Genomic DNA, 24,639 nt, shown 5'->3' with positions numbered 1-24,639 from the left:
GAATAAAATTTGCATATAAAAATACTATCTTTGTTAGGATTAAACCCGGGATCATGAATATAGAAACTACAAAATTAGAGTTGATGCAGCTTTTGTTACAGACACAAAAAAAGAGCTTGTTGGCAAAAATAAAAAAAGTTTTTGAAGATGAACAAGGGGATTGGTATGGAGAAATGTCGAAGGAAGAACAGAAGGAAATTGAAACTGGCTTGGCACAAGCAGATAAAAATGATTATATAGCACACGAAACTGTAATGAACCGCTTTGACGAATGGCATTAGAAATAGTTTGGACGCCACAAGCAGAAAAAGGTTTAAAAAAAGTTCTTGAATATTTAGAAGAAGCATGGACGGAAATGGAAATTCTCCAGTTAGAAAATAACCTACGGAATTTTTTGGCACATATAATAAAGTACCCTGAAATGTATCCAGAAACAGAAATGCATAAGAATTTGCGAAAAGGCCAGGTAGACAAAAACAACTACATAATCTACAGGTGAATTCCGGAAAAGGGATTATAGAATTAATTAATTTTAGAGGAACAAAACAAAAGCCAGAAAAACGGATTAAAATACGAATTCCACGGATTGCTAAAAACGTGAATTACACAGATTTAAAACGGATCACTTTCCCGCCTTTACTCCAATACTTCGGGGGCCAAAATAAAATTCAGCTTCTTTCTTTAGGGAAGATATATATAAACGTTATGGTCATATTCTAACTAAGGGCACAGGTGTTATTCGACAAAGTTTTTATTTACAATAGATAGTCCTATGGGACAAACTCCCCTCCTTCGCAGGGACCGGGGGAGACTTTTGGGGAGGCCTCCAATTCAATCACAACCAAATCCTTAATATTTGCACCATCTATATTAAACCGAAGCATCGTCCTTTTTTTGTGAAATCCATATTTTCCTGCTGCTCCTGGATTCATATGGAGAAGATCGAGTTTCTTATCAGGCATTACCTTAAGGATATGGGAATGGCCACATATGAATAATTTTGGTGGATTTTTCTGAATTTCTTCTCTAATGGCGGGAGAATATCTGCCGGGATATCCTCCAATGTGCGTGATCCAAACATCTACATCTTCACATAAAAACCTTTGATTTAACGGAAATTCCTTCCTTATTTCGTGATCGTCAATGTTGCCAAATACCGCCCGAAGCGGTTTTAGTTCTTTGATCTTATCGGTTACTTTTAGATCGCCGATATCCCCTGCGTGCCAAATTTCATCAGCTTCAGCGACATAATGCAGAATTCTTTCATCTATATGACTGTGGGTATCACTCAGCAATAATATTTTTTTCATTTTTTACTGTTCCGGGTTCAAAATTCAAAATTAAAATTCAAAATTAACCGATTAAATAAGCTTGTCCAGGTATAATAAAATTAAATTCAGAAAAGAAATTTTCAAACCATCACATCATCCTATAATCAAAACATCATTTCATACCATCACATCATACCATCAAATAATCATACCATCATATAATCAAACCATCATATTGCTGTATCTTTGCACAAAAATCACGTAAAAGTATCAATTTAGATTGAGATATTTTATAGAACTGGCGTATAATGGAAAGGCATATCATGGTTGGCAAAATCAGCCGGATGCAGTTTCAGTACAGGAAACTCTGGAAACCGCACTTTTTACCTTATTGCAGGTTTCAACCCCGGTTGTGGGAGCTGGAAGGACAGATGCGGGAGTTCATGCAAGTCAGTATTTCGCTCATTTTGATGCTGAAATTTTACCAGACCCCCAAAAGCTTATCTTTAGGCTGAATTCACTTTTGGCTTCAGATATAGCTGTATATAATTTATTTGAAGTTCACCCCGAGGCGCATGCCCGTTTTGATGCGATAAGCAGAAGTTATGAATATCATATCATTCAGCAAAAAGATCCGTTTTTTTATGAAACAGCTCATCTTGTAAAAAATGAACTGGATCTCGATAAAATGAATCTGGCAGCTTTTCGTTTAAAAAAACACACCGATTTTAAATGTTTTTCAAAATCTAAAACCGATGTGAAAACCTATAATTGTGTTATAAAATCGGCGATTTGGGAACAACAGGAAAATAAACTGGTTTTTAAAATAACTGCAGACAGGTTTCTTCGCAATATGGTTCGGGCCATAGTGGGAACTTTGCTGGAGATTGGGCTTGGAAAAATTCCGGTGGAGAAGCTGGAGGAAATTATAAAAAGCAGGGACAGGCAAAATGCAGGAACTTCGGTGCCGGCAAAGGCCTTGTTTTTAACAGGAATTGAATATCCAACATCTATTGTAGAAAAATAAATGGCGACAGGAACAGGAAAAGCTTTTGATGTAAATCTTTTTAAAAGATTGCTTAGGTATACAAACCCGTATAAATGGACCTTCTATTTTGTGGCCGTTTCGGCTATATTATTGTCTGTTTTCGCGGTTCTAAGACCTTATTTGCTTAAAATCACGATAGACGACTCTATTCTTCCACAGGATAGTGAAAACCTGGTTTACTATATAAGTTTAATGTTGATAGCATTAACCCTGGAAGTGATCTTTCAGTTTTTGTTCATCTATTTTGCCAACTGGTTAGGGCAGGAAGTAATACGGGATTTGCGGGTGAATTTATTTGAGCATATGCTTCGGTTTAAAATGAAGTATTTTGATAAATCGGCTGTAGGGAGATTGGTAACCCGTGCGGTAAGCGACATTGAGACCATAGCGAGTATTTTTAGTGAAGGTTTGTTTGTAATTGCCAGTGATCTACTTAAAATGCTGGTGGTTTTGGGCTTTATGTTCTATAATAGCTGGCAGCTTACGTTGCTGGTTCTTCTTGTGCTTCCTTTTATTCTGTATGCCACAAGGGTTTTTCAGAAGAAAATGAAAATAGCTTTTGAAGATGTGAGAAATCAGGTTGCCAATTTAAATACCTTCGTCCAGGAGCGAATAACAGGAATGAAGATCGTCCAGTTATTCACCAGGGAAAAGGTAGAATATGACAATTTTAAGGAGATCAATCAAAAGCACAAAAAGGGCTGGGTAAAAACCGTTTGGTACAACTCCATCTTTTTCCCTATTGCAGAGATGTCCACCTCGATCACCATAGGTTTAATTGTGTGGTATGGGGGTTTAAGAGTGGTGGATAATGATGCGTTAAGTTTGGGTATCATTATCATGTTTATTGAACTGGCCCAGATGCTGTTTCGTCCGCTGCGTCAAATAGCCGATAAATTCAATACGCTTCAAATGGGAATGGTTGCTGCAAACCGTGTTTTTGCGATTCTGGATACGGAAGCATCCATAAAAGATGAAGGAAAAATTGAAATCGATAATTTAACCGGAGCGATAGAATTTCAGGATGTTCGCTTTGGATATGATGAAGCCGAAGAGGTTTTAAAAGGGGTTTCTTTCAAGGCGAATGCAGGAGAAACTATCGCGATCGTTGGTTCTACCGGTGCCGGGAAAACCACCGTAATCAATTTGCTCAACCGTTTTTATGAGATCAACAGCGGAAAGATCCTGGTAGATGGAATAGATATCAGGGATATTACCCTGAAAACGCTTCGGAAAGAAATCGCAGTGGTTTTACAAAACGTTTTTCTTTTTGCCGATACCATTTTAAATAATATCACCCTTCATAACCCGAATGTTACCGAAGAGGACGTGATACGTGCAGCAAGAGAAATAGGGATCCACGAGTTCATCACTTCTTTGCCAAACGGATACCATTACAATGTAAAGGAACGCGGGGTGATGCTTTCCTCCGGGCAGCGGCAGCTAATATCTTTTTTACGTGCTTATGTGAGCAATCCAAGCATTCTTATTCTGGACGAAGCAACTTCCTCTGTAGATTCTTACAGCGAACAACTTATACAGGATGCTACCGATAAAATAACCGAAGGCAGAACTTCCATTGTAATTGCCCACCGACTTGCAACCATTAAAAAAGCGAATAAAATTATGGTGATGGACGCAGGAAAGATCGTAGAAATGGGAACCCACAAAGAATTGCTGAAAGTGAAAGGCGGTTTCTACAAAAATCTTTACGAAGTTCAGTTTATGGCTGAAGAATCGGTTTGATCCCTCATTGAGTTCTCATTCAGGCGGGCCTGCCTCTAATTTTAAAGATATTTTTCACTTCAACCATTTAGCCCTGAAAGGGCCAGATCTATCAGCGATGGGCAGCGCCCATCGAATTAAAGATGTTAGTTTAAGATAGCCCTGAAAGGGCGAAATAAAAAGGGGTACGGGGAAGAGCGCACCTTAATTATCAATTATCTCACCCTTTCAGGGCTTTTGTGGTTTTTGATTTAAGTAAGATCATCCCTTAATTTATTGATCAAATCTACCGAATCTTCAAAGATCACCAACTCACCATCTTTTAAATAGGAGATTTGTCCGGTTTCTTCGCTGACAACAAGTGCAATAGCATCGGTTTTTTCGGTAATACCAACAGCAGCACGATGCCTGAGTCCAAACCTTAACGGAATTGTCCTGTCGTTTGAAACTGGCAGTATCACCCTGGTAGCAGTGATCTTATTGTCTTCAACGATCATCGCGCCATCATGAAGCGGGGAATTTTTATAAAATATGGATTCAATTATTGGCTGATTGAGTTCGATATTCATCTTGTCCCCCGTATTTTTCACAAAATCCAGGCTGGTAGATTTCTGGATCACAATCAAGGCTCCTGTGAGTGTTCGGCTCATTGCCTCGCATGCATTTATAATAGCGTTGATATTGGTACTTATTTGAGTATCATCCTTTACAAACCTGAATTGTCTCAGGAATTTCCTGCGTTGCGTGAAATTGGTAGATCCTATCATTAGAAGGAATTTCCTGATTTCCTGCTGAAATACCACAATCAGGGCAAAGATCCCGGCACCGATAAACTCCCCAAAAACACTGGAAAGCAATTCCATTTGCAACAACTGCGTAAGCTTCCAGAAAAGCCAGACAATGACAATTCCCACAAAAATATTTACGGCTACGGTACCTTTTACGAGTTTATAAATGTAAAACAGAAGTATAGCCAAAAACACTATATCTACTATATCAAGAATGCGGAGGTTTAGAAAATCCAAATTTTTAAGGCTTTGTGTAAAAATAGAAAATATACGGTTAGTTTTTCAGTTGTGCGGTTAATTTCACGGTTTCCATCGCCTCTTTTACGTCATGCACCCTCAGGATATCGGCGCCTTTGGTGAGTGCGAGGGTATTTAGGACTGTGGTTCCATTCAATGCGTCGTTTGGTGTGCAATTAAGGATTTTATAAATAGTCGACTTTCTTGAAAGTCCTGCCAATAATGGTAATTCCAGAATTTCAAACAACTCAAGATTGGAAAGCAGTTCAAAATTCTGAGCTATATTTTTTGAAAATCCGAAGCCGGGATCAATGATAAGGTCGTTGATTCCTAGTGTCCTGGCGGCTTTAATTTTTTCTGAAAAATAAAAAAGCACTTCCTGGGTTACATCCTCATAGCTGTTGAGGTCTTTCATTGTTTGGGGAGTTCCGCGCATATGCATCATGATATAAGGTACCTGATACCGGGCAATAACCTGCATCATTTCCACATCCAGGTTTCCTGCAGAAATGTCGTTTATAAGTGCTGCCCCGGCCTGAATACTTCTTTCGGCTACTTTGCTTCTGAAAGTATCTACTGAAATTAAAACTTCGGGGAAATTTTTCAGCAGAATTTCTATCGCCGGGAGTACGCGTTTCAGTTCTTCATCCTGGCTGATGTCTTCTGCGCCCGGCCGCGAGCTGTAACCGCCAGCATCCAGGAAAGTAGCACCTTCCTCAAGCATTACTTCGGCTTTTTTCAGCAAAACATCAGGAGAGGAATTCCGACTCTCATCATAAAAGGAATCCGGGGTTATGTTCAGGATTCCCATCACTTTTGGAGTTTCAAAATTTATAAGCTTGCCTTTGCATGTTATGGTCATTCCAGTATAATTGTGTTTATACTCGGCTTTTTCCGCCGAAAAAATTAACTTTGACTATCTAAATATTTTGACCGAAATTTACGCAAATTAGAATGTTTTTATGAAGGATACTTCAAAACAATATGATTCCGTGGTGAAAACCTGCAGGGATCTCTTTTTAAATAAAATGAGAGACTACGGATGTGCCTGGCGAATATTGAGGCTTCCGTCCTTAACCGATCAAATTTTTATCAAGGCGCAGCGCATTCGCAGCCTTCAGCAAAATGCAACCCGCAAAGTGGAGGAAGATGAAATACCCGAATTTATTGGGATCATCAACTATTCGGTAATGGCCTTAATTCAGTTGGAACTGGGCGTTGTTAATCAACCGGATTTAAACCCGGAAAAAGCGATCGAACATTATGATCAAAAAATTGCTGAAACCAAAAGCCTGATGGAGAATAAAAATCATGATTATGGAGAAGCCTGGCGGGATATGCGCGTGAGTTCTCTTACAGATCTGATCATTCAGAAGCTTTTACGGGTAAAACAAATCGAAGATAATAAAGGAACAACCCTGGTAAGTGAAGGAATAGATGCCAATTATCAGGATATAATCAATTATGCGGTTTTTGCACTTATTTTGATGGAAGAAGCAGCAGTATAGTTTTGATTTTTCAGAAGAAAAAATACATAAAACGGGCATTGGTAGCTCACCTAAAACAGTAGTATACGATGAAAATATTTGTAGGAATTGCCAGGATATTTGTAGGGATATTATTTATAATCTCCGGTTTTGTAAAATTGAATGACCCAATTGGTTTTTCCTTCAAACTTCAGGAATACTTTAGCACGGGTGTACTGGGAATAGAATTTCTAATTCCATTTGCATTGGTGATCGCCATTATCCTGGTGATCTTCGAGCTGGTACTTGGGATAATGCTCATCATTGGATATTTACCCAAATTCACCATGTGGAGCCTGTTATTGATGATTCTTTTCTTCACTTTCCTCACCTTTTATTCTGCTTATTTTGATAAAGTGAAGGACTGCGGTTGCTTTGGAGATGCCATGCCTTTAACGCCGTGGCAATCTTTTTATAAGGATGTGGGTTTGCTTATTTTGATCCTTGTGCTTTTCTTTAACAGGAAATACATTACGCCTATTCTTGTTCCGGCATCGCACAGGTGGATCATATTTCTCTCTTTTATGCTCTGTTTTATCTTTGCATATTATGTGTTGATGCATCTTCCGCTAATAGATTTCAGAGTATATAAAGTAGGCAACAACATCCTCGAAAAAATGGAAATGCCTAAAGATGCTGAAAAAGCTACCTATGAATATACCTGGATCTTTGAGGATAATGGAAAGGAAATAATCATCAAGAACCAGGGAGAATATCCGCAGGTACAGGGAAAATATCTTGGAGTAGATACAAAACTGATAAGAGAAGGCGATAAGCCGGCGATTTCCGATTTTTTCATTGAAAAGAACGGGGAAGATGTTACCAAAGAGATTTTGAGCAGCGACAAACTCTTGCTGATTGTTGCCTATAACTTAAGAAGTACAGAAAAAGATGGTTTTAATGCCGTAAAGGGTTTGAGTGAACGCGCCCTGGAAAAGGGATATACCGTGGTGGGACTCACCTCCTCCAATGCGGAAAGGCAGGAAGCAATTATAAGAGAATTCAGTTTGAATTTTGAATTTTATCAAAGTGATGAGACTGTTTTAAAAACCATTGTGCGCGCAAATCCCGGAATTCTAACGCTTGAGAAGGGAACCATAACCCAAAAAGTTCATTGGTATGATTCTGCAGATATAGATTTATAAAATTTTAAAGCCAGGCTTTTTATAGCAGAATAGTCGGGTATGTTTAAACGAACCTTTATATTTGTAAAAGCTTGTTTTTTAAGAAACTCGTGAAAATCCCGTGGTTTTGATTTGCTTATTTCAGAAGTGATCTTAGTATAAAACAGCCCTAATAATAAAAAATAAACATAGTATTATGAGAAAGAATATAGTAGCAGGAAACTGGAAAATGAACAATGATCTGTCTGAAACGCAGGAACTGATAGCACATTTAAAATTGCAAATGGTAAAAGAACCTACTGCCGAGGTTTATGTAGCACCTTCATTTATAAGTTTGTACAGCGCCTTTCAGTCCCTGAAAGATACCCCTGTTAAAGTTGTGGCCCAAAACATGCATTTTGCTGAAAAAGGCGCATTTACAGGAGAGGTTTCTGCAAAAATGCTGAAGAGTATCGGGGTGAACTCCGTGATCCTTGGTCATAGCGAAAGAAGAGCTCAATTTGATGAAACCGATGAGATCCTGTCCAAAAAAGTTTCTGCAGCGATTGCAAATGAAATGGAAATTATTTTTTGTTTCGGAGAAGAACTGAAGGAACGTAAAGCAGACAAACATTTTGAGGTGGTAAAGTCTCAGTTGGAAAATGCCATTTTTCATCTTCCCAAGGATGCATGGAAAAACGTGATCCTGGCTTATGAGCCTGTTTGGGCAATAGGTACGGGCGAAACCGCTTCCCCGGAACAAGCTCAGGAAGTGCATGCCTATGTTCGGAAAATTGTGGCTGAAAATTATGATCAGGCAACTGCCGATGAGGTTTCCATTTTATACGGTGGAAGCGTAAAGCCCGATAATGCCCGCGAGATCTTCGCAAATGAAGATGTGGATGGTGGATTGATTGGCGGTGCCAGTCTCAATGCGATCGACTTTCTTGCCATTGTAAATGCCTTTGAATAATGCCGCTGAATTATATAGAGTTCAAATTTAAGATCGCTCCGTTGCAACCGGCTTCAGAAATTCTTATAGCAGAACTTGGCTATGCCGGTTTTGAAAGTTTTGTGGAAGATGAAGACGGGGTTACCGCATATATTCCTTCAGAAGAATATGATCCGGAGATGCTTGCCGGGATTCATATTTTGCAATCGGAAGAATTTGAGATCACCTATACCTCGTTGGAAATTGAACAAATAAACTGGAACAGTGAGTGGGAGAAGAATTTTGATCCGCTTATTGTAGATGATATTTGTTCTATTCGTGCTCCATTTCACGAGCAACCGGATACCGAGTTTGATATCATCATCGAGCCAAAAATGTCATTTGGAACGGGTCATCACGCAACAACGCATATGATGGTGCAATTTATTCTGAAAAATGACTGGCAGGATAAATCTGTGCTGGATATGGGAAGCGGCACCGGAGTGCTGGCTATTCTAACAGAGATGAAGGGCGCAAAGGAGATCGATGCGATAGACATCGACAACTGGTGTTATCAGAATGCCATTGAAAATGCAGAACGCAATAATTGCGAATTGATCTCTGTTTATGAGGGAGGTGCTGAATTGCTGGAAGGACGAAAATATGACCGTATTATCGCCAATATCAACCGGAACATACTTCTGGAAGACATAAATGCCTATGCGGCCAGTTTAAATCCTGGTGGAAAACTATTTTTAAGCGGATTTTATACCGAAGATATCCAAGCGATAGAGGAGGAGTGTAACAGGCACGGATTAAAACTCGAGGAACAGCTGGAACGTGATAATTGGGCAGCCTTAAGTTTTACCCACATTGATGGTTAAACCCGCGTGACTTACTGGGCAGGTTCCTCAAGTCCTGCCTGAACTATTCAGAGGTGCTTGCATCAAGGTTGTTCCTTTATGATTTTAATTCCTCATAGAGGGTTGAACCCAACTAACGGTCGTTCAGGTTTGCTGAGATCGGCCCAAATCATGCAGGCGGGTTTGCTTTGAGTTTTTAACATTGTTGTCCGGTAAACACTTTTGTTAAAGTTGAAACCATTTGTCCATTGGGCATTCCAAAGAGATTTTTAAAACAAACCTTGCAATAATAAATTTTTTAAATCACACTGGTAGTTAAAGTGTGCTGAAAAAATAGGGATTATAACTAAATGTTTATCAGTTAATTAAAATAGGTCTTGGTTCTTGATTCTTACAGTTACGCCAAAGGCGGAGCGATCTTGATTCTTTACCGGATATTACTGAATTTTTAAAATCAATCCCGGACCTATCAATTGGAACTGGAAACCGAATTCTAAAAACATAGAACTTTTCTTATCTTTGCAGAGAAGTTTCAATAAAATATAGGAAGATGAGCACGAAGGAAGAAGTATTGGAAGAGGTAAAGACCAAGACCAAAAAACAGAAGAATTACGAGATAGTATTATTTAACGACGATCACAATACGTTCGACCACGTTATTGAAATGCTTATTATAGCTTGTGACCATACTCCCGAACAAGCAGAGCAATGTTCGATCCTGGTACATTATAAGGGGAAATGCACCGTAAAAACCGGTGATTATCCCGATTTGAAACCAAGGTGTTCCAAGTTGCTGGAGGCAGGATTAAGTGCAGAGATAACAGGATAGAAAATTAAATAGAACAGAAGAGCCTGAAAATTTAAAAAAACCGGATTGTTTATTTAGGTTTTTTTAAAATTAAACCTATATTTGCACCCGCAAAAAGGCCTCGTGGCGCAACTGAATAGCGCACTTGATTACGGCTCAAGAGGTTGCTGGTTTGAATCCAGCCGAGGTCACCAAAGCTGTTAATAAATAACATCAAAACCGCGCAAATCTTAGGACTAGCGCGGTTTTTTAGGTTTTTGGGTATTCCTTTTATTTTATGTAAATTTAATTAAAATGTAACCTAAAAGGATACCTAATTTTTAAAATGTAACCTTAGGTTACATTTATGGGTAATTTGATATTTGAATTTGTATTGTTGATTTGACTTCATCTAACTATTAATTGTTTAATTTAAAGATGACAGCAATGCGAACTACAAACACATTTTCAGTACATTTTTGGGTAAAGCCAAAAAATGAAAAAATTAATGACGGGATTATTTATGCAAGAATTACGGTCAACCAAAGGAGGGTTCTTGTTAGTTTAAAACGTGAAATTTCACTTGAATTATGGGATTCCCAAAAAAGAAGAGCCAAGGGCAACTCTGCTAAAGCAAAACAATTAAATCTACATCTGGATTCTGCAAAATCCCGACTTTTTCAATGTTATCAGGAATTAACTTCTCAGGGTAAGAAAGTTACTGCCCAGTTAATTAAGGCTACTTTCCTTGGAGAAGATGAGAATTCTAAATCTCTTCAAAACCTCATTGATTACCATTCCAAGAAGATAGAGAGTACGCTCGCTGTGGGTTCTATTAGAAATTATGGAATTACAGAAAATTATATCTTTAAATTCATTAATAAGGAACGTAAAACTCCAGATTTATATCTTAAAGAACTGGATTATAAGTTTCTATGTGATTTCGAGAATTTTCTTAATTCGTATTATCCAAAAGGCCATCCGAAGGCGATGAAACATAATACCGTTATGAAGCATATTCAGCGGTTGCGAAAAATGGTTACGCTGGCTTACCATATGGAGTGGATAGATAAAGATCCTTTCAGGCGCTGGAAAAACACTTTTGAGAAAACCGATCGCGAATTTTTATCAGATAATGAATTATCAAATTTGGAAACATTTGTATTTCCGGCTGAAAGGTTGGACCGGGTACGGGATCTTTTCGTCTTTAGCTGTTATACCGGGATAAGTTATGTTGATATAATGAAGCTGACAGGAAACAATATTTCTGTTGGAAATGATGGCAACAAATGGATTGTCACAAAAAGGCAGAAAACCAATACACCTATAAGAGTTCCATTACTTGACCCAGCTTTAGAGCTAATAAGGAAATATGAGCATCATCCTGTGACAATGGTCACCGGTTCACTATTACCCGTAATTACCAATGAGAAATTAAATGTCTATCTAAAAGAAGTTGCAATGTACTGTGGTATAAAAAAGAACCTAACTTTCCATATGGCAAGGCATACATTTGCAACCACTGTAACTTTAAGTAATGGAGTGCCTATTGAGACGGTTTCTAAGCTTTTAGGACATACAAAAATTTCAACTACTCAAGTCTATGCCAGGGTTTTAGAAAACAAGGTGAGTCAGGACATCAACGCTTTACGGGAGATTCTGAACCAAGGGAAACAAGTTATGCCTAAACCAAATTCACCTATTTAGGCTAAGGGACTATTTTAATATATGGGAGAACTTTTTATTATTGGGTCAAAATGGTTATTCATTTTGATCCATTTTTTTTAAATTTCTCGTTCAGATTAAAAATTTATTAAAAACATTTAATTTTTTTTCTTAAATTTCTGTAGCCCAATCGATTGAAAGATTAAACATTAATCCGCGATTAAACAAATCTTACATTTTACATTATTGAAGGAAAAGATCTTCCCCTATTTCTATTCCAAAAGAACGTGATTTATAAATCAGCGCTAATTTGAGATTGAACCTATTCAATTCCAAATTAAATTTAAGTGTAATTAGTTTCATTTGTTATGTTTAGGACTATCGATTTTCCCGTGTATCGTCAACTGGATCAGATGGATTGTGGCCCCTCTTGTATTAAGATGCTCACTGAATTCTTCGGAAAAAAATATGATCTGGAATATTTAAGACAAATCTCTTTTCTGCAAAGGGATGGGGCTTCATTGGATGGTCTTGCCAAAGCATTAAGCAAATTGGGAATAGAATCCGTCGGAATTAAAGCAGATTTTCAGGAATTAATTTCAGAAGTACCCCTTCCTGCCATTGCCCATTGGGAGGGGAATCATTTTATAATAATTTATAAGATTAGCTCAAAGTTCATCTATGTTTCTGACCCAGCCTATGGCAGGGTGAAATACAAGCATCATGAATTTATCGAGAAGTGGGCAGAGGCAGAGAAAGATCAGGGTATTCTTCTTCTGGTTGAACCCACAGATTATTTCTTTGACGAGGAACCTCCTGAAATGGAGAAGAAAGATGGTTTGGGATTTCTACTTGAGTATCTCAAACCTTATAAGAAATATATAAACCAGTTGTTTCTCGGTTTATTAATTGCGGCCACAATTCAATTAATGCTTCCTTTCCTTACCCAGAGTCTCGTGGACTATGGAATAAACTATGAAGATTTTGGTTTCATCAATCTTATACTATTATCACAGTTCTTTTTGTTTTTAACACGTTCAGTATCAGAAGTCATCAGGGACTGGATCCTGTTGTATATAAGTACTCGTGTAAATATTCAAATGCTTTCAGATTTCTTGGGAAAATTGCTGAAACTTCCTTTAAAATATTTCGAATCAAAAACCACGGGAGATTTTATGCAAAGAATCTATGATCATCAAAGGATAGACGATTTTCTAACCGGACGTGGATTGAATATCCCTTTTGATATCCTTTCTATAGTAATATTTGGAATAGTATTATTCTACTTCCATCCCTCTATAGCACTCATATTTTTCACCGGAACATCTCTATTTTTCGGGTGGTCCCTGTTATTTATGAAGAAAAAGGAACTCCTGGATAACCAGCTTTTCGATCTAAACAGGAAAGACCAATCGTTATTTCTTCAGATAATTCTGGCTGTTTCAGAAATAAAATTAAACAATTCAGAGAACAGAAGAAAGGGGGAGTGGGAAATCAACCAAAATAGTCTTTTCAGGATAAAGTCAAAGATTTTAGGTGTAGGGCAGGCTCAAATTAAAGGTGGACTATTCCTAAATGAATTAACTAATATTTTGATAATTTTCTGGTCTGCAAAGGCCGTAATCACAGGGCAAATAACTTTAGGGGCAATGTTGGCAATTCAATTTATTATAGGTAATCTATCCTTGCCTATTTCCAATATTATCAATTTTCTTACAGATTACCAGAGTGCCAGACTCTCTTTTAACAGATTGGCTGAAGTACATAATCAAATACCTGAAGATGGTAAGAGAAGGTATGACAATATCAAACCCGAAGGCGATCTTCACTTTAGGAATCTTAGTTTTGGTTATGGAAACCCTTCCTTGTCTCCCTTGCTAAATGATCTTAGTATAACAATTCCCCAAGGAAAGATTACAGCAATTGTGGGTTCGAGCGGTTCAGGAAAGACAACTTTGTTAAAACTGCTTCTGAAATTTTATAAACCCTGGAAAGGCTCCCTGAGAGTCGGAGATGAATATCTGGGAGATATCAATACAGCCCTGTGGCGGAGTAGGTGTGGAGTTGTAATGCAGGATGGATGTCTTTTTAACGATACAATTGAGAGGAATATTACGGAATCAAAGCCGGATATTCCCGTAGACCGTACGTCGTTGCGCAAAGCTGCGGAAATGGTTAACCTAAATGAATTCATCGAGAATCTGCCGCTTGGTTATCAGACAAGGATTGGTGAAAATGGCCAGCTTCTAAGTGGCGGAGAAAGACAAAGAATTTTACTGGCAAGGGCAATCTATAAAAATCCGGATTACTTATTCCTGGACGAAGCCACCAGCTCATTAGATTCGGAAAACGAAAAATTTATTACTGACAACCTTGATTCTTTTTATAAAAACAGAACGGTTGTAATCATAGCCCATAGGCTATCCACAGTAATGAATGCTGATCAAATACTGGTTATGAATAAGGGGGAAATTGTGGAAAGAGGTAATCACCATGATTTAATTTTAAATAAAGGAGTTTACCATAACCTGATCAAAAACCAACTAAAAATTTGAGATGAGGGAGCATAGAGAATATCATAAGAACGGGAATAATCCTTTGGATATTGAGCCTGGTTATTTATTGCGCCGCGGTACTGTCTATATATTTATATTCTTCCTTCTGGTTCTACTTCTGGCTGCATTAGTTTCTTTCAATCAGGTAGTAAAAGGAACTGTAACTGTTACTTCAAAGAATCCACCTGTTGAAATTAAGGCAAAAAGGGACGGAAAGCTTTCTGCAATCTTTTATAAACCGGGAGATTCCATAGCAGTAGGAGATATTGTAGCAGTTCTTGATAATCCAGCAAATCAAAGAGACGTTGCTTTCTTAAAAGAAGTATTAATGAAGGATTTGTCACAAATATTATCTCTGGATGCATTGATAACAGAATTTCCGGTAACCTTAAATTTAGGAATTTCCTTGCAGGCAGCTTACAATAGATTTTTAGAAGACTATCACACCGTTATCTTAGAAAGTACACTCGGCCAGAACAAAGCCATGGAGCAACAGTTGCTTCAAAATAGTTTGAACCAGGGTTCAATTCTAAATTCCAAAGAGGAGGAGTTTTACTTAATGGAAAATAGTCTTTCTATTTCAACAGCGAACATAAATCGCCATCGTCAATTATATGAAAAAGGAGTGATCTCTAAATTTGATTTGGAAAAGATTGAGTTGCAACATACCGAGAAGAACCGGGAAATTTTTTTACTCAAACAACAGATAATCCAACTCCAAGCTGACAAGAGCAGGACTAAAGGTGATCTTGAACTCTTAAGGACTTCGGAAGAAAGAAAATTAAGCATTCAGGAAGCGGCATTGGTTTTTTCTCGGCAGAATCTTTTCAACAGCATTACCGAATGGGAAGATGAAAATATTATAAAAAGTCCTATTGCAGGTAGGCTTTCTATTAACCAAGTTTGGGGTGAACATCAAAATATTATAGAAGGCGAGGTTGTATTCACTATTGTTCCATTTGCCAGGAATGATCTATTGGGCAAATGTATCGTTCCTGCTCAAAATTCCGGACAGATTAGTAGAGGCCAATTGGTTTATTTAAGACTAGACAATTATCCTTATAGGGAATGGGGAATTATAAAGGCAAGCGTTAATTCGATATCAGAGGTGCCAAGCCGGGAGTCAGTTCCATCTTACGTTGTGTATTTGGATGTGGATGGTTTGGTTACTTCTTATGGAAAAGAACTAATCCTTCATCAAGAATTAATAGGGACAGCAGAAATAGTGCTTGAGGAAGTGACTTTACTTGAGCGGGTTTTTTATCAGTTCCGACAGCTTTGGACAACCTAAAATAAAATTAGTATGGCAGTAAACCCGAAAACATATAAATCAATCTTTATCTACTTAATGTTAGCATCAAGTGGAGCCATCTCTTTTTATGGGTATTCGCAGGATATTCCGGGCAAGAGTTATGAAAACGTGACGACAAAATTATCTTATGAAGAAATCCATGATCTGGAATATGAGGCTTTGGAAGAAGAAGATAGCGCAGCTTTGGGAAAGCTTATCAAAATACATTTGAGAAAAGCTACTTTAGAAAATAATAATCTTGAAAAAGCCAGAGCCTATTATTATAAAACAACTTTAGAAGAAACTCTTCCTGCATTGGCATATGCAGATTCAGTCATTTTGCTTACCGAAGAGAGTATTCATTCAAATTATCCTGCGATTGGATACGCGCTGAAAGGACATCTTTATTATGAATCTGGAAATTTTCAGCTAGCTCTTACCGAATATCTTACTGCATATAATTACGCTATAAGGAAAAATAATGTGGAACAACAAAAGGAATTTGCACTTGCTATTGCTTCCATTCGAAATATTTACGGACAGCATTATGCTGCAGCGGAAATTTTCAATAAATCCTTAAAATTACTGAAGAAAGATAAAAATTTTGAGACACAACATTACGAAGATTACATAGAACTGTTGTTTAATCTCTCCCTCACTCATTTAAGGTTACAGTCAATTGATTCAGCAAGGTTCTATGCCAACCCCGGTATAGATTTAACTTCAGCATTGAAGGACAAGGTTAATTTTCAAGATTTTATTCTTTTAGACGCACAAATTAATTTTTATGAAGGCGCTTTGGGTAAGGCCAGAGATACACTTTTAAAATACAGTGGTTCTCTTGATGGGACCAGTAAAGCTATAAAGCTATATTACCTGGGTAAAATAGAGGGCAGGTTGAATAATAAAGATCTTTCTATTAAGTATTTTAAAGAGATTGATTCCATAGTAACATCAACGGGTGACCCTTTTTTAGAGGTAAAAGATGTCTATCATCAACTAATTCTCCATTCCATGGATCAGAATGATAAAAAGAGTCAGATAGAATACATCGGGAAGTTAATTACTTATGATAGTCTACATTCCACAAAACAGGAAAATATTATAAATGCAGCTATGGCTTCTTATGATATTCCTTATTTAAAGCGTCAAAAAAGAGAAGCTGAAGCACAGCTGGAAAATAAAAAAACAATAATTACCGCTGTTGGATTTCTGGCAGGTTTAGCAAGCTTCACTGGAATATTTTTCTTTGTGAGATCGACCCGGATGCAAAAAAAATTAAAAGTTTTATTGGAAGAAGGTTCAGTAAGAAAAAAAATAATAAATGAGCCCGTCAATAACCCTCCAAGTTCTGTACCGGAGGATGTCAGAAATGATATTTTAAATAAACTGGAAGGGTTCGAAAACTCTGAAAGATTTTTAGATAAAGATTTAGATATGTCCACTCTTTCCAAGGAATTGGAGACTAATACTTCCTACCTTTCAATAATTATCAATACATATAAAGGGAAAACGTTTCCTGACTATCTAAAAGGTCTTCGTGTAGCGGAAGCTATCCGTAAGTTAAATAATGATCCTTCTCTATTGAAATTTAGTAATCCGGGTTTGGCTGAGATATTTGGATTTAAGACAAGTGAGTCTTTTTCTAAAGCCTTTTATAGAAACACCGGTGTATACCCGTCTAAATTTATAAAGGAGCTGAATTCAAGAAAAGTTGACCGTCATTTATAAATGGAGGGTATGTATGTATTGCTATTTGTTTTCCGATGTAGTTATTTAGTAGCACGCAAATAATTATTAACATTTAAAATTTTCAATCATGAAAAAAACATTGCAAGATTACCAGGGAAGAGCTTTGAAAAATCTGGAAAAAATTAAAGGCGGCGGAAGTACTGCTGGAATTGACCGCGACAAGGTTAGACGGCCTAAACCGGGTAAGGATTAATCAGCTTAAAGCAAAAAAGCCCGGACTATTCCGGGCTTTTTAAAATTTAAAACAATGAAAATGAAAGATCAATTTCTATTCCTTTATATGAGCTTAGTATCTTTAACCATTTCTTTTGGTCAGGAAAACTTTGTTCAATCACAATACCCATCTCTTCCCAAGCAAGTGCTGACCTCGCATAATTTTGGTATAACACTTATAGATGATTATGCTAACCTGAATAACCTTGAAGATCCAATGATTGTCCAATGGTTAAAATCCCAGGATTCATTGGCTGAGGCTTATTTTTCGAATAATAATCTGCTACAAGATTATTTAGTGAAATTTGAAAAATTCCAGAATCGTCAGAACGGATCAATGAGCATGGTTGAAGTGAATGAAGAAGGAAATTATTTTTATTTAAAATACGATGACTCCTCGGGTACCCAAAAGCTATATTTTAAAGAAAATCTTTCGGCAGAAGAGGTGGAAATCTTTGACCCAGCAAATCATAATGAAATAAAAGCGATCACCTATTTAAAACCCTCGTTTGATGGAAAAAAAATCGCCATTGGATATCGACCCGATCAAAATTTTTCATCTACTGTTAGAGTTTTGGATGTAAAAAACAAGAAGTTCTACAGAGAAGAAATTACCAATATTAATCCTTCATTTGGTGGCATTGAGTGGTTACCTGATAGTTCGGGTTTTATTTATCTCTATTTTCCGATCGTAGATCAAAAAGAACCGGGGTATAAGAGAAATTCCTTTTCGGTTCTTCACAAATTAGGAGACAGCCTGGATCTTAATAATAAAGTTTTCGGTGATAGTAATACAGTAAATATTTCTCCTGATTTTTATCCGAAGGTTAAAATTGGCTCCAGTCAGGATAAATACATAATTGGTTATTCTGCAAGTTCCAGTGATCACTATGATGGATATATTGCAAAAGTTTCAGATATAATATCAGGAAACCTAAATTGGATTCCTTTTTTTACAGATGAGCAGAAAGTATATTTAACTGAGGGTGAAGTGCGAGGGGAGGAGTTTATTTTCCGGCAGGGAAATGACACCGGGAATCAAATAAGCCGCGTCCAGATCCAGAATCCAAATTTCAATAATCCTGAAGTATTGGTCGAAGGAACAATGGAAAACCCGATTACACAATTTGATGTGACCAGGGATAAAGTATATTACTCGCGGTCTAAGTACGGAGTTGAAGTTAGCCTATGGGAAATCGATAAGAAAAAAAATATCACTAACCTTAAAACACCCATTACCCCGGGATATGTTACTTTCTTTGGAGGGTCGGTGAAGAATAATTCTATCGGGGTAGAATTAGATGGTTGGACCTCCAATTACACCAGATTCCTCATATCTGAAGAAGAAGGATTACAGAAAGAAGGTTTACAATTAGAAATATTATATTCTGAATTTGAAGATCTAATTTCAGAGCAGATTATGGTCAAAAGTCACGATGGTGTGGAGGTACCATTATCGCTTCTTTATAATCCCAGCCTACTTAATTCAAATAATGAAGTTTTTATTTATGTATACGGAGCCTATGGGGAAAGTCTGAGTCCCTTTTTTTATCCAATTTTTTTAGACTGGGCGGCCCGGGGTGGAATTCTTGCATTTCCTCATGTAAGAGGAGGTGGAGAAAAGGGAAAAGAGTGGCATTTACAGGGAATGAAAACATTAAAGCATAATTCCTGGAAAGATCTTATTTCCTGCACTGAAGCTTTAATCGAAAAAGGTTTTACCAAAAAGGGACTCATTTCTTTATATACGTCCAGTGCAGGTGGTGTTACGGCAGGTATGGCAGTGAATGAACGTCCGGACCTTTTTTCTTCATTTATTGCTGAAGTACCAAGACTAAATCCTCTTGGTTTGGAATCATCGGCTACGTCTAATAGCACAAGTTACCTTGAATATGGAACAGTAAAAGACAGCCTGGAATTCACAGGTCTTGTTAAAATGGATCCCTATTATAACCTGAATACAGAAAACGAATATCCGGCAACCTTGATAATGCCTGCATCCCAAGATGATCGCATTCCTTTGTGGGATAGTGGGAAGTATATAGCCAAACTACAGAGTTCATCAAACGCAGAAATGCCTGTTTTAATGGATATAGATTATTTAAATGGTCATGAAGGTTTGGGTAACTACGATGATACAGTTATGCTGTATGGCAAGATTTTCAGTTTTGCCATGAGCAACATGAAACGCAATCAATAGATAGCATACTACCTCCTCTCGATATTCTTCTTTTTATGGGATTTAGCAATGATTATTTCCTTTCATTTAGAAACGAGCTCTATATTTTTGGAACGAATCGATTATTGGGCTTTACAGATACTTATGTTTATCCTAAATTAATATCCATTGGTGCTTTTTATTAGTGTTTGTTTATAAATGATGTAGCTTGATTTATAAATTAGAATCCTTTCGTTTTATATGTTACGCACTTTTACCTGAAATTTAAGGTAGTGTTTAACAGATTTAAAGGTGAACTTTCTAATTACATCCAACCAACTTGCCCAGGAAATTCTAAAAATAGAGGAAACTTCTGCTACCCGATTTCTTGCGTATAGCAGAATTATAAAATACTGTCGGGAAATCCTGGAAATTTATAGGGTAAAAATTAAGCCCGTTAAGTTTAAATCTATTTCTGAGGAGATTCATTTTTTTAAGGAGCAAAAACAAATTCCTCTCAGTGAGCTTATCTTCTATATTAAATTACGTTCCATTGAACTGGAAACAACTACTCCAGGAAAATATAGTCGAAAGCTTCTGCATAAAGAAATAAAAAAAATCAATAAGTTTTTTCAGAAAAACAGGGAGTTTCAAAAGTATATTGAACTGGAATATACTTTTATGGATGAATTCTACTTTACCCGTGGATTTTTAAATAAGGTAGAATCTTATGATACTCCATTATACTGGGATCCTGAATTCAGTACTTCACATGATATTTTACTTGCCCGTTTAAAAGCATATCAAAAGTTACTCACCTTTTTTCATAAGCAGTTAGCCTTACTTGATAATCCTCAAGGAAATTTCGCATATAAACACGATTTACAGTGGACTTCTTCAAAGGTTGCACTTATTGAACTCATTTATGCTTTGCATCACTCAGGTGCCATTAATAATGGTTCCGCCGATATCATTTCGATTGTTAGCCTTTTTGAAGAAGTTTTCAGTCTAAAACTGGATAATTTTTATAAAAAGTTTTCGGAAATCAAGACTAGAAAAGGCAGAAGAACCAAATTTCTGGATGAGTTAACCTGGAATTTTGAGCAAAAATTAAATCGGGATGAGGGGCTGTAATTTTCGGTATGGTTACGGAACTCCGAAAATACGGTTTTTAACTTTTTAGCCCTTTTCTCAACAGAAAAATTCATTAGTTCTACTGCATTTTAAAGCCATTTAGGGCAATTTATAAGAGATGTTAAATTTTATCAGGGTTCTGTCGAACTAGTGAAATTTTTATCCCAAAGCGCATCAATTTTGTATCAGAAGTCAAATCAACAAGATCCCACCGTGTAAAAAAGTATAACCATCGGTGGGGTCTTTATTTAAACCTATTCAAAATGGCAAATAAAATTATTACCACCGATGATCTTATGGAGTTTAAGTTAGAACTCTTTGATGAACTTAAGCAACTTCTTTTAGAACACATAAATGGAAATCTGAAGAGATATATGAGATCTGCAGATGTGATGGAATTGCTGCAGATTAGTGCAGGTACTTTACAGAATATGCGAATAAATGGTACGCTCCCTTACATCAAGATAGCAGGCACAATCTACTATGATACAGATGATATCCAGCGAGTTATGCAGAAATATAGGGTAGACAATAGTTATTAGGTATGAATTACATACGGCACCTTACTGGAGTTTTTGAGCGGTTTAAGGATGATCACCGGCTTAATCCCTCCCATCTAAGTATATATTATGCCCTATTTCAGTATTGGAATGTATTTAGATTTTGTAAACAGTTTTATGTCCAAAGGGAAGAAATTATGCAGGCTTCTAAAGTGGGTTCGCTTTCTACGTATCATAAATGTATACGAGAGCTTAGCGATTGGAATTACATTATGTATATGCCATCTAAAAACCCTTTAAAAGGAAGCCAGGTTAAGATGTCCATTTTTTGGACATGTGATGAACAAGTATTGGACAAGCAGGCAACTAGCACTGGACAAGAAATGGATAAGTTGGAAACATTTCTCGAACAAGTAGCAGAAGAGTATGATAAGAGTGGTGTAAGAGCTCTGGTATATGAAACAAACAATATTAAACATATTAAACATGATAAAACTTATTGGCCAAAAAGTGAATTTGAAGTTTTAAATTTTTTTAAAAAGAAAAATTGGACTGATACAGAAGCTTCTAAATTTTATCACCATTACGAAGCTGTTGGGTGGAAAATTAACCAAAATACCAGCGTGGTAAACTGGCAAGCATTAGCGCATCGTTGGATGAAGAAAGCCGAAGAATTTCAACCGGGCTTAAGATCAAAAAATCCGGATCATTTAAAAATTAAAAAAAATAAAAATTATGGAGAACCCTTGTGAAATAATTGAAGGCGGGGTGGTATACAGGATTGGGAAATTTAAGGGAAAGGAAGTTCTATACGATTTTCCTCTAATGCTCGAATACTTGCAAGCAAAAGGTAACCTGCTCTTTGGTAAGGAGTTTCGCTTATTTAAACAAGATGAACCCCTTCTTTTCAAGCTCTGCAATTATATAATTGCAGATAAAGAAAAATGTAAAAAATTCGAACTTGATCCTGCAAAAGGGATTTTACTAACCGGACCAGTGGGTTGTGGAAAAACAAGTTTTCTAAAACTGTTACGTTACCTGGTGCCACACCAAAAGGAATATCAGGTTATACCCTGTAGAAATATAGCCTTTGCTTTTCATCATCTTGGTTATAAAACCATTGAGGATTATGGAAACAGCAGTTATCTTTGCTTTGATGACCTTGGAGTTGAGCCGGTAGGAAGGTTTTACGGACAGGATTGTAATGTGCTGGGAGAAATTCTTCTTTCCCGCTATGAATTATTTCTGAATCACAAAGTAAGAACCCATGCGACTACAAATCTAAATGCAGGTGAGTTGGAAGAGCGCTATGGAACAAGGGTAAGGAGCAGAATGCGCCAGCTTTTTAACTTAATTTCCTTTGATGAAGAAACTACTGATAAAAGGAAATAGCAAGAATCTTAAATTAAATTCTGGTTGTATAAGCATAACCCAAAACCATTCTAAAAAAATGCAATTTTATAACTTCAAAATCACAAATCTGTCGTTTTTACCCTCCAATTTTTCAGCTGGCTTTATAGTTATTAACAAGCTCATTCGAGAATTCTCTGAATTTTGATCTCATTTGAGATCAAAATAAATCAAGGAAGCACAAATTTTATTTTATCCACAAAATGCTGTCCTACTGGAAAATGTAAATGATTTTGTAATAATTTTCAGAGGAACAAAATCTTGACGGTCGGTAGATCTTAAGATTTAAATCATAGGAGATAGATGAAAATAGCCACTTTTAATATTCAGAATTTATTCCATCGGGACAGAAGTTTTATGGAAAAGCCTTTCAGTAAATGTAGTAAGGATTGGCATACTGAGTTAGACCAGTTAATGGGAAAACCTAAAAAGAACAATCAAGATACCGAACGATTGAGGGAATTGTCACTTTTAGTGGGTGTGGATAATAGCCATCAGTTGCCCTACGCTGTTTTAAGGAGAAAAGCCGGCTTTCTTTTTTTGAAAGGCAAGAATTATTCAAAAGAATTAAAAGCCTGTGAACTGACCGATTGGAACGGGTGGATCGCACTACAGAATTATCCATTAGATCCAAAAGCAGTAGAAAATAAAGCACGGGTGATCGCTGATGTGAACCCTGATATTTTGATTCTTCAGGAGATTGAAGACCGCGCCTCGCTTGCAGAATTTAATGAGGAGTTTCTTCCCAGGTATTGCAAACCTTTTCAACAAACATTTGTGGTGCAAGGAAATGATAAACGAGGCCAGGAAATAGGTGTTCTTACCAGAAATGGTTTTCAGATAAAGTCTGTAAGGAGCCATATTTATGATTTAAATTCCCCGGGAGATAGTGTTTTCGATAAAGATCTTGTGGAATATGAAATACGAACCGCTAAAGGGAATTTTATTTGGATCCTGGCTACACACTTACAGGCGCAAACGGAAGATAAAAATTTTTCAGATGATACAAGAATAGGACAAACCGAAAAAATTGCTGAAGTCTATAATCATTTATATTCTGAAGGTAAAAAGCATATTGCTATTGTCGGTACGCTCAATGCCGTTTCCTATTGTTATTCCCTTTCACCTTTACTGCTTAAAACCAATTTAAAAGATGTAGCAAAACACCCATCCTTTAATGTGGATTTCGACAAAGGAAAGGATGCAGGCTATTACAGTCTTGGAGCCTACCGTATGGGAGTAAATATCAAGCAAAAAGATTATCTCTTATTATCCCCGGAACTTTTTACCAAAGTTAGAAGCAGCGGATTAAACCGGAAAGGCATCTGGCCAGATAAACGGCCTATGTTTTCGGTATATCCAAATATAACTCATAAAAATCTTGCTGCCAGTGAGCATCCTGCAGTTTGGGTGGATTTGAGTTTGTAATAGTTATCGTCCTTTATAAATCAGGCGTTGCAGCGAATAGGAAGTTTGGATGTGAGACCTGTTTAAGTATTATTTTTATTTTTATATGATTTTCATTTTAGTTTCTCAGTCTTTGTAATGAAGGCTAAAATCATCAAAAAAAAGTGTTTCTGATGTACTCCAAGTCATCTTTAATATTTTTTAAGTTATTGTCTATTATGCTCAGTAATAAATAGGATTGTAGGTTTAAATTTTGAATGTATATCTCACCGATA

23 protein-coding genes and 1 tRNA gene are annotated in these 24,639 nt (G+C 36.8%); 21 read left to right on the top strand and 3 right to left on the bottom strand.

The genetic code is table 11. The features are described 5' to 3' along the window. The first annotated feature begins 53 nt into the window (after positions 1 to 53). Both ACKGJN_RS11735 and ACKGJN_RS11730 read left to right on the top strand, forming a co-directional pair. Positions 54 to 281: a hypothetical protein gene (locus ACKGJN_RS11735; protein WP_409539693.1), complete on the top strand. Its 228-nt coding sequence runs from the start codon at positions 54 to 56 to the stop codon at positions 279 to 281. Next, positions 272 to 499 (top strand): type II toxin-antitoxin system RelE/ParE family toxin, encoded by a 228-nt coding sequence (locus ACKGJN_RS11730; protein ID WP_409539692.1) that lies wholly within the window; start codon positions 272 to 274, stop codon positions 497 to 499. Before ACKGJN_RS11735 ends, ACKGJN_RS11730 begins: the two co-directional genes overlap by 10 nt. Before the next feature lie 271 nt (positions 500 to 770). Here ACKGJN_RS11730 and ACKGJN_RS11725 read toward each other — a convergent pair whose 3' ends face one another. Further along, entirely contained in the window at positions 771 to 1,310 is a 540-nt protein-coding gene (locus ACKGJN_RS11725; RefSeq protein ID WP_409539691.1) for a metallophosphoesterase family protein, read from the bottom strand. A gap of 241 nt (positions 1,311 to 1,551) precedes the next feature. On the opposite strand from ACKGJN_RS11725, the gene truA reads away from it, so the two are divergent. Both truA and ACKGJN_RS11715 read left to right on the top strand, forming a co-directional pair. Further along, positions 1,552 to 2,298, top strand: a complete 747-nt coding sequence (gene truA / locus ACKGJN_RS11720) for a tRNA pseudouridine(38-40) synthase TruA (RefSeq protein WP_409539690.1) — start codon at positions 1,552 to 1,554, stop codon at positions 2,296 to 2,298. After that, entirely contained in the window at positions 2,299 to 4,065 is a 1,767-nt protein-coding gene (locus ACKGJN_RS11715) for an ABC transporter ATP-binding protein (RefSeq protein ID WP_409539689.1), read from the top strand. A 230-nt stretch (positions 4,066 to 4,295) separates the two neighbouring features. On the opposite strand, the gene cdaA is transcribed toward ACKGJN_RS11715, so the two are convergent. Further along, a complete protein-coding gene (gene cdaA / locus ACKGJN_RS11710) occupies positions 4,296 to 5,069 on the bottom strand; it encodes a diadenylate cyclase CdaA (RefSeq protein ID WP_409539688.1) in 774 nt (257 codons plus the stop codon). 37 nt (positions 5,070 to 5,106) lie between these two features. Then, entirely contained in the window at positions 5,107 to 5,931 is an 825-nt protein-coding gene (gene folP / locus ACKGJN_RS11705) for a dihydropteroate synthase (RefSeq protein WP_409539687.1), read from the bottom strand. A 100-nt stretch (positions 5,932 to 6,031) separates the two neighbouring features. Here folP and ACKGJN_RS11700 point away from each other — a divergent pair, with 100 nt between their 5' ends. The 17 genes from ACKGJN_RS11700 to ACKGJN_RS11620 all read left to right on the top strand — a co-directional run bounded on the left by ACKGJN_RS11700 (position 6,032) and on the right by ACKGJN_RS11620 (position 24,385). Beyond that, positions 6,032 to 6,577 (top strand): DUF1599 domain-containing protein, encoded by a 546-nt coding sequence (locus tag ACKGJN_RS11700; protein ID WP_409539686.1) that lies wholly within the window; start codon positions 6,032 to 6,034, stop codon positions 6,575 to 6,577. 68 nt (positions 6,578 to 6,645) lie between these two features. Next, positions 6,646 to 7,740 (top strand): BT_3928 family protein, encoded by a 1,095-nt coding sequence (locus ACKGJN_RS11695; RefSeq protein ID WP_409539685.1) that lies wholly within the window; start codon positions 6,646 to 6,648, stop codon positions 7,738 to 7,740. Positions 7,741 to 7,915: 175 nt separating this feature from the next. Beyond that, positions 7,916 to 8,671: a triose-phosphate isomerase gene (tpiA, locus tag ACKGJN_RS11690; protein ID WP_409539684.1), complete on the top strand. Its 756-nt coding sequence runs from the start codon at positions 7,916 to 7,918 to the stop codon at positions 8,669 to 8,671. Beyond that, positions 8,671 to 9,513, top strand: a complete 843-nt coding sequence (gene prmA, locus ACKGJN_RS11685; protein ID WP_409539683.1) for a 50S ribosomal protein L11 methyltransferase — start codon at positions 8,671 to 8,673, stop codon at positions 9,511 to 9,513. Before tpiA ends, prmA begins: the two co-directional genes overlap by 1 nt. A gap of 529 nt (positions 9,514 to 10,042) precedes the next feature. Further along, entirely contained in the window at positions 10,043 to 10,321 is a 279-nt protein-coding gene (locus ACKGJN_RS11680; RefSeq protein WP_409539682.1) for an ATP-dependent Clp protease adaptor ClpS, read from the top strand. A 96-nt stretch (positions 10,322 to 10,417) separates the two neighbouring features. Further along, positions 10,418 to 10,494: transfer RNA gene (locus ACKGJN_RS11675), tRNA-Arg, on the top strand. Between the two features lie 232 nt (positions 10,495 to 10,726). Then, complete coding sequence (locus ACKGJN_RS11670; protein ID WP_409539681.1) at positions 10,727 to 11,986, top strand: site-specific integrase; 1,260 nt, start codon at positions 10,727 to 10,729, stop codon at positions 11,984 to 11,986. A 326-nt stretch (positions 11,987 to 12,312) separates the two neighbouring features. Then, a complete protein-coding gene (locus tag ACKGJN_RS11665; protein WP_409539680.1) occupies positions 12,313 to 14,499 on the top strand; it encodes a peptidase domain-containing ABC transporter in 2,187 nt (728 codons plus the stop codon). 1 nt (position 14,500) lies between these two features. Beyond that, the gene (locus ACKGJN_RS11660; protein WP_409539679.1) at positions 14,501 to 15,790 is read left to right on the top strand and encodes an HlyD family efflux transporter periplasmic adaptor subunit; all 1,290 of its coding nucleotides are present in this window, start codon (positions 14,501 to 14,503) and stop codon (positions 15,788 to 15,790) included. A gap of 12 nt (positions 15,791 to 15,802) precedes the next feature. Further along, complete coding sequence (locus ACKGJN_RS11655) at positions 15,803 to 17,521, top strand: helix-turn-helix domain-containing protein (protein WP_409539678.1); 1,719 nt, start codon at positions 15,803 to 15,805, stop codon at positions 17,519 to 17,521. A gap of 88 nt (positions 17,522 to 17,609) precedes the next feature. After that, entirely contained in the window at positions 17,610 to 17,735 is a 126-nt protein-coding gene (locus ACKGJN_RS11650; RefSeq protein ID WP_409539677.1) for a hypothetical protein, read from the top strand. A 60-nt stretch (positions 17,736 to 17,795) separates the two neighbouring features. Continuing rightward, positions 17,796 to 19,955, top strand: coding sequence for a prolyl oligopeptidase family serine peptidase (locus ACKGJN_RS11645; RefSeq protein ID WP_409539676.1), 2,160 nt, complete (start codon positions 17,796 to 17,798; stop codon positions 19,953 to 19,955). A 270-nt stretch (positions 19,956 to 20,225) separates the two neighbouring features. Then, complete coding sequence (locus tag ACKGJN_RS11640; protein ID WP_409539675.1) at positions 20,226 to 21,047, top strand: RteC domain-containing protein; 822 nt, start codon at positions 20,226 to 20,228, stop codon at positions 21,045 to 21,047. 263 nt (positions 21,048 to 21,310) lie between these two features. Next, the gene (locus ACKGJN_RS11635) at positions 21,311 to 21,589 is read left to right on the top strand and encodes a helix-turn-helix domain-containing protein (protein WP_409539674.1); all 279 of its coding nucleotides are present in this window, start codon (positions 21,311 to 21,313) and stop codon (positions 21,587 to 21,589) included. Positions 21,590 to 21,744: 155 nt separating this feature from the next. After that, on the top strand, positions 21,745 to 22,299 hold the full coding sequence (locus tag ACKGJN_RS11630; protein WP_409539673.1) for a hypothetical protein: 555 nt from the start codon (positions 21,745 to 21,747) through the stop codon (positions 22,297 to 22,299). Then, complete coding sequence (locus ACKGJN_RS11625; RefSeq protein ID WP_409539672.1) at positions 22,283 to 22,939, top strand: ATPase; 657 nt, start codon at positions 22,283 to 22,285, stop codon at positions 22,937 to 22,939. Before ACKGJN_RS11630 ends, ACKGJN_RS11625 begins: the two co-directional genes overlap by 17 nt. A 321-nt stretch (positions 22,940 to 23,260) precedes the next feature. Next, positions 23,261 to 24,385 carry a hypothetical protein gene (locus ACKGJN_RS11620; RefSeq protein ID WP_409539671.1) on the top strand — a complete coding sequence of 375 codons (1,125 nt, stop codon included), beginning with the start codon at positions 23,261 to 23,263 and terminating at the stop codon, positions 24,383 to 24,385. Positions 24,386 to 24,639: the final 254 nt, after the last annotated feature.

Source organism: Gillisia xinjiangensis, assembly GCF_046298265.1.
In the GTDB taxonomy this organism is placed as follows: Bacteria; Bacteroidota; Bacteroidia; order Flavobacteriales; family Flavobacteriaceae; genus Gillisia; species Gillisia xinjiangensis.
The sequence above is the reverse complement of the archived record's forward strand: the minus strand, read 5'-3'. Positions and strand labels throughout refer to the sequence as shown.

What these genes read in the sequence shown, in the direction of transcription:
- ACKGJN_RS11700 (WP_409539686.1), top strand. Translation starts at nt 6,032, where the DNA reads ATGAAGGATACTTCAAAACAATATGATTCCGTGGTGAAAACCTGCAGG.
- ACKGJN_RS11645 (WP_409539676.1), top strand. Translation starts at nt 17,796, where the DNA reads ATGAAAGATCAATTTCTATTCCTTTATATGAGCTTAGTATCTTTAACC.
- ACKGJN_RS11730 (WP_409539692.1), top strand. Translation starts at nt 272, where the DNA reads ATGGCATTAGAAATAGTTTGGACGCCACAAGCAGAAAAAGGTTTAAAA.
- ACKGJN_RS11660 (WP_409539679.1), top strand. Translation starts at nt 14,501, where the DNA reads ATGAGGGAGCATAGAGAATATCATAAGAACGGGAATAATCCTTTGGAT.
- ACKGJN_RS11715 (WP_409539689.1), top strand. Translation starts at nt 2,299, where the DNA reads ATGGCGACAGGAACAGGAAAAGCTTTTGATGTAAATCTTTTTAAAAGA.
- ACKGJN_RS11620 (WP_409539671.1), top strand. Translation starts at nt 23,261, where the DNA reads ATGAAAATAGCCACTTTTAATATTCAGAATTTATTCCATCGGGACAGA.
- ACKGJN_RS11650 (WP_409539677.1), top strand. Translation starts at nt 17,610, where the DNA reads ATGAAAAAAACATTGCAAGATTACCAGGGAAGAGCTTTGAAAAATCTG.
- ACKGJN_RS11670 (WP_409539681.1), top strand. Translation starts at nt 10,727, where the DNA reads ATGCGAACTACAAACACATTTTCAGTACATTTTTGGGTAAAGCCAAAA.
- ACKGJN_RS11665 (WP_409539680.1), top strand. Translation starts at nt 12,313, where the DNA reads ATGTTTAGGACTATCGATTTTCCCGTGTATCGTCAACTGGATCAGATG.
- tpiA (WP_409539684.1), top strand. Translation starts at nt 7,916, where the DNA reads ATGAGAAAGAATATAGTAGCAGGAAACTGGAAAATGAACAATGATCTG.
- ACKGJN_RS11655 (WP_409539678.1), top strand. Translation starts at nt 15,803, where the DNA reads ATGGCAGTAAACCCGAAAACATATAAATCAATCTTTATCTACTTAATG.
- prmA (WP_409539683.1), top strand. Translation starts at nt 8,671, where the DNA reads ATGCCGCTGAATTATATAGAGTTCAAATTTAAGATCGCTCCGTTGCAA.
- ACKGJN_RS11725 (WP_409539691.1), bottom strand. Translation starts at nt 1,310, where the DNA reads ATGAAAAAAATATTATTGCTGAGTGATACCCACAGTCATATAGATGAA.
- ACKGJN_RS11735 (WP_409539693.1), top strand. Translation starts at nt 54, where the DNA reads ATGAATATAGAAACTACAAAATTAGAGTTGATGCAGCTTTTGTTACAG.
- ACKGJN_RS11635 (WP_409539674.1), top strand. Translation starts at nt 21,311, where the DNA reads ATGGCAAATAAAATTATTACCACCGATGATCTTATGGAGTTTAAGTTA.
- ACKGJN_RS11695 (WP_409539685.1), top strand. Translation starts at nt 6,646, where the DNA reads ATGAAAATATTTGTAGGAATTGCCAGGATATTTGTAGGGATATTATTT.
- ACKGJN_RS11625 (WP_409539672.1), top strand. Translation starts at nt 22,283, where the DNA reads ATGGAGAACCCTTGTGAAATAATTGAAGGCGGGGTGGTATACAGGATT.
- ACKGJN_RS11680 (WP_409539682.1), top strand. Translation starts at nt 10,043, where the DNA reads ATGAGCACGAAGGAAGAAGTATTGGAAGAGGTAAAGACCAAGACCAAA.
- folP (WP_409539687.1), bottom strand. Translation starts at nt 5,931, where the DNA reads ATGACCATAACATGCAAAGGCAAGCTTATAAATTTTGAAACTCCAAAA.
- ACKGJN_RS11630 (WP_409539673.1), top strand. Translation starts at nt 21,745, where the DNA reads ATGCAGGCTTCTAAAGTGGGTTCGCTTTCTACGTATCATAAATGTATA.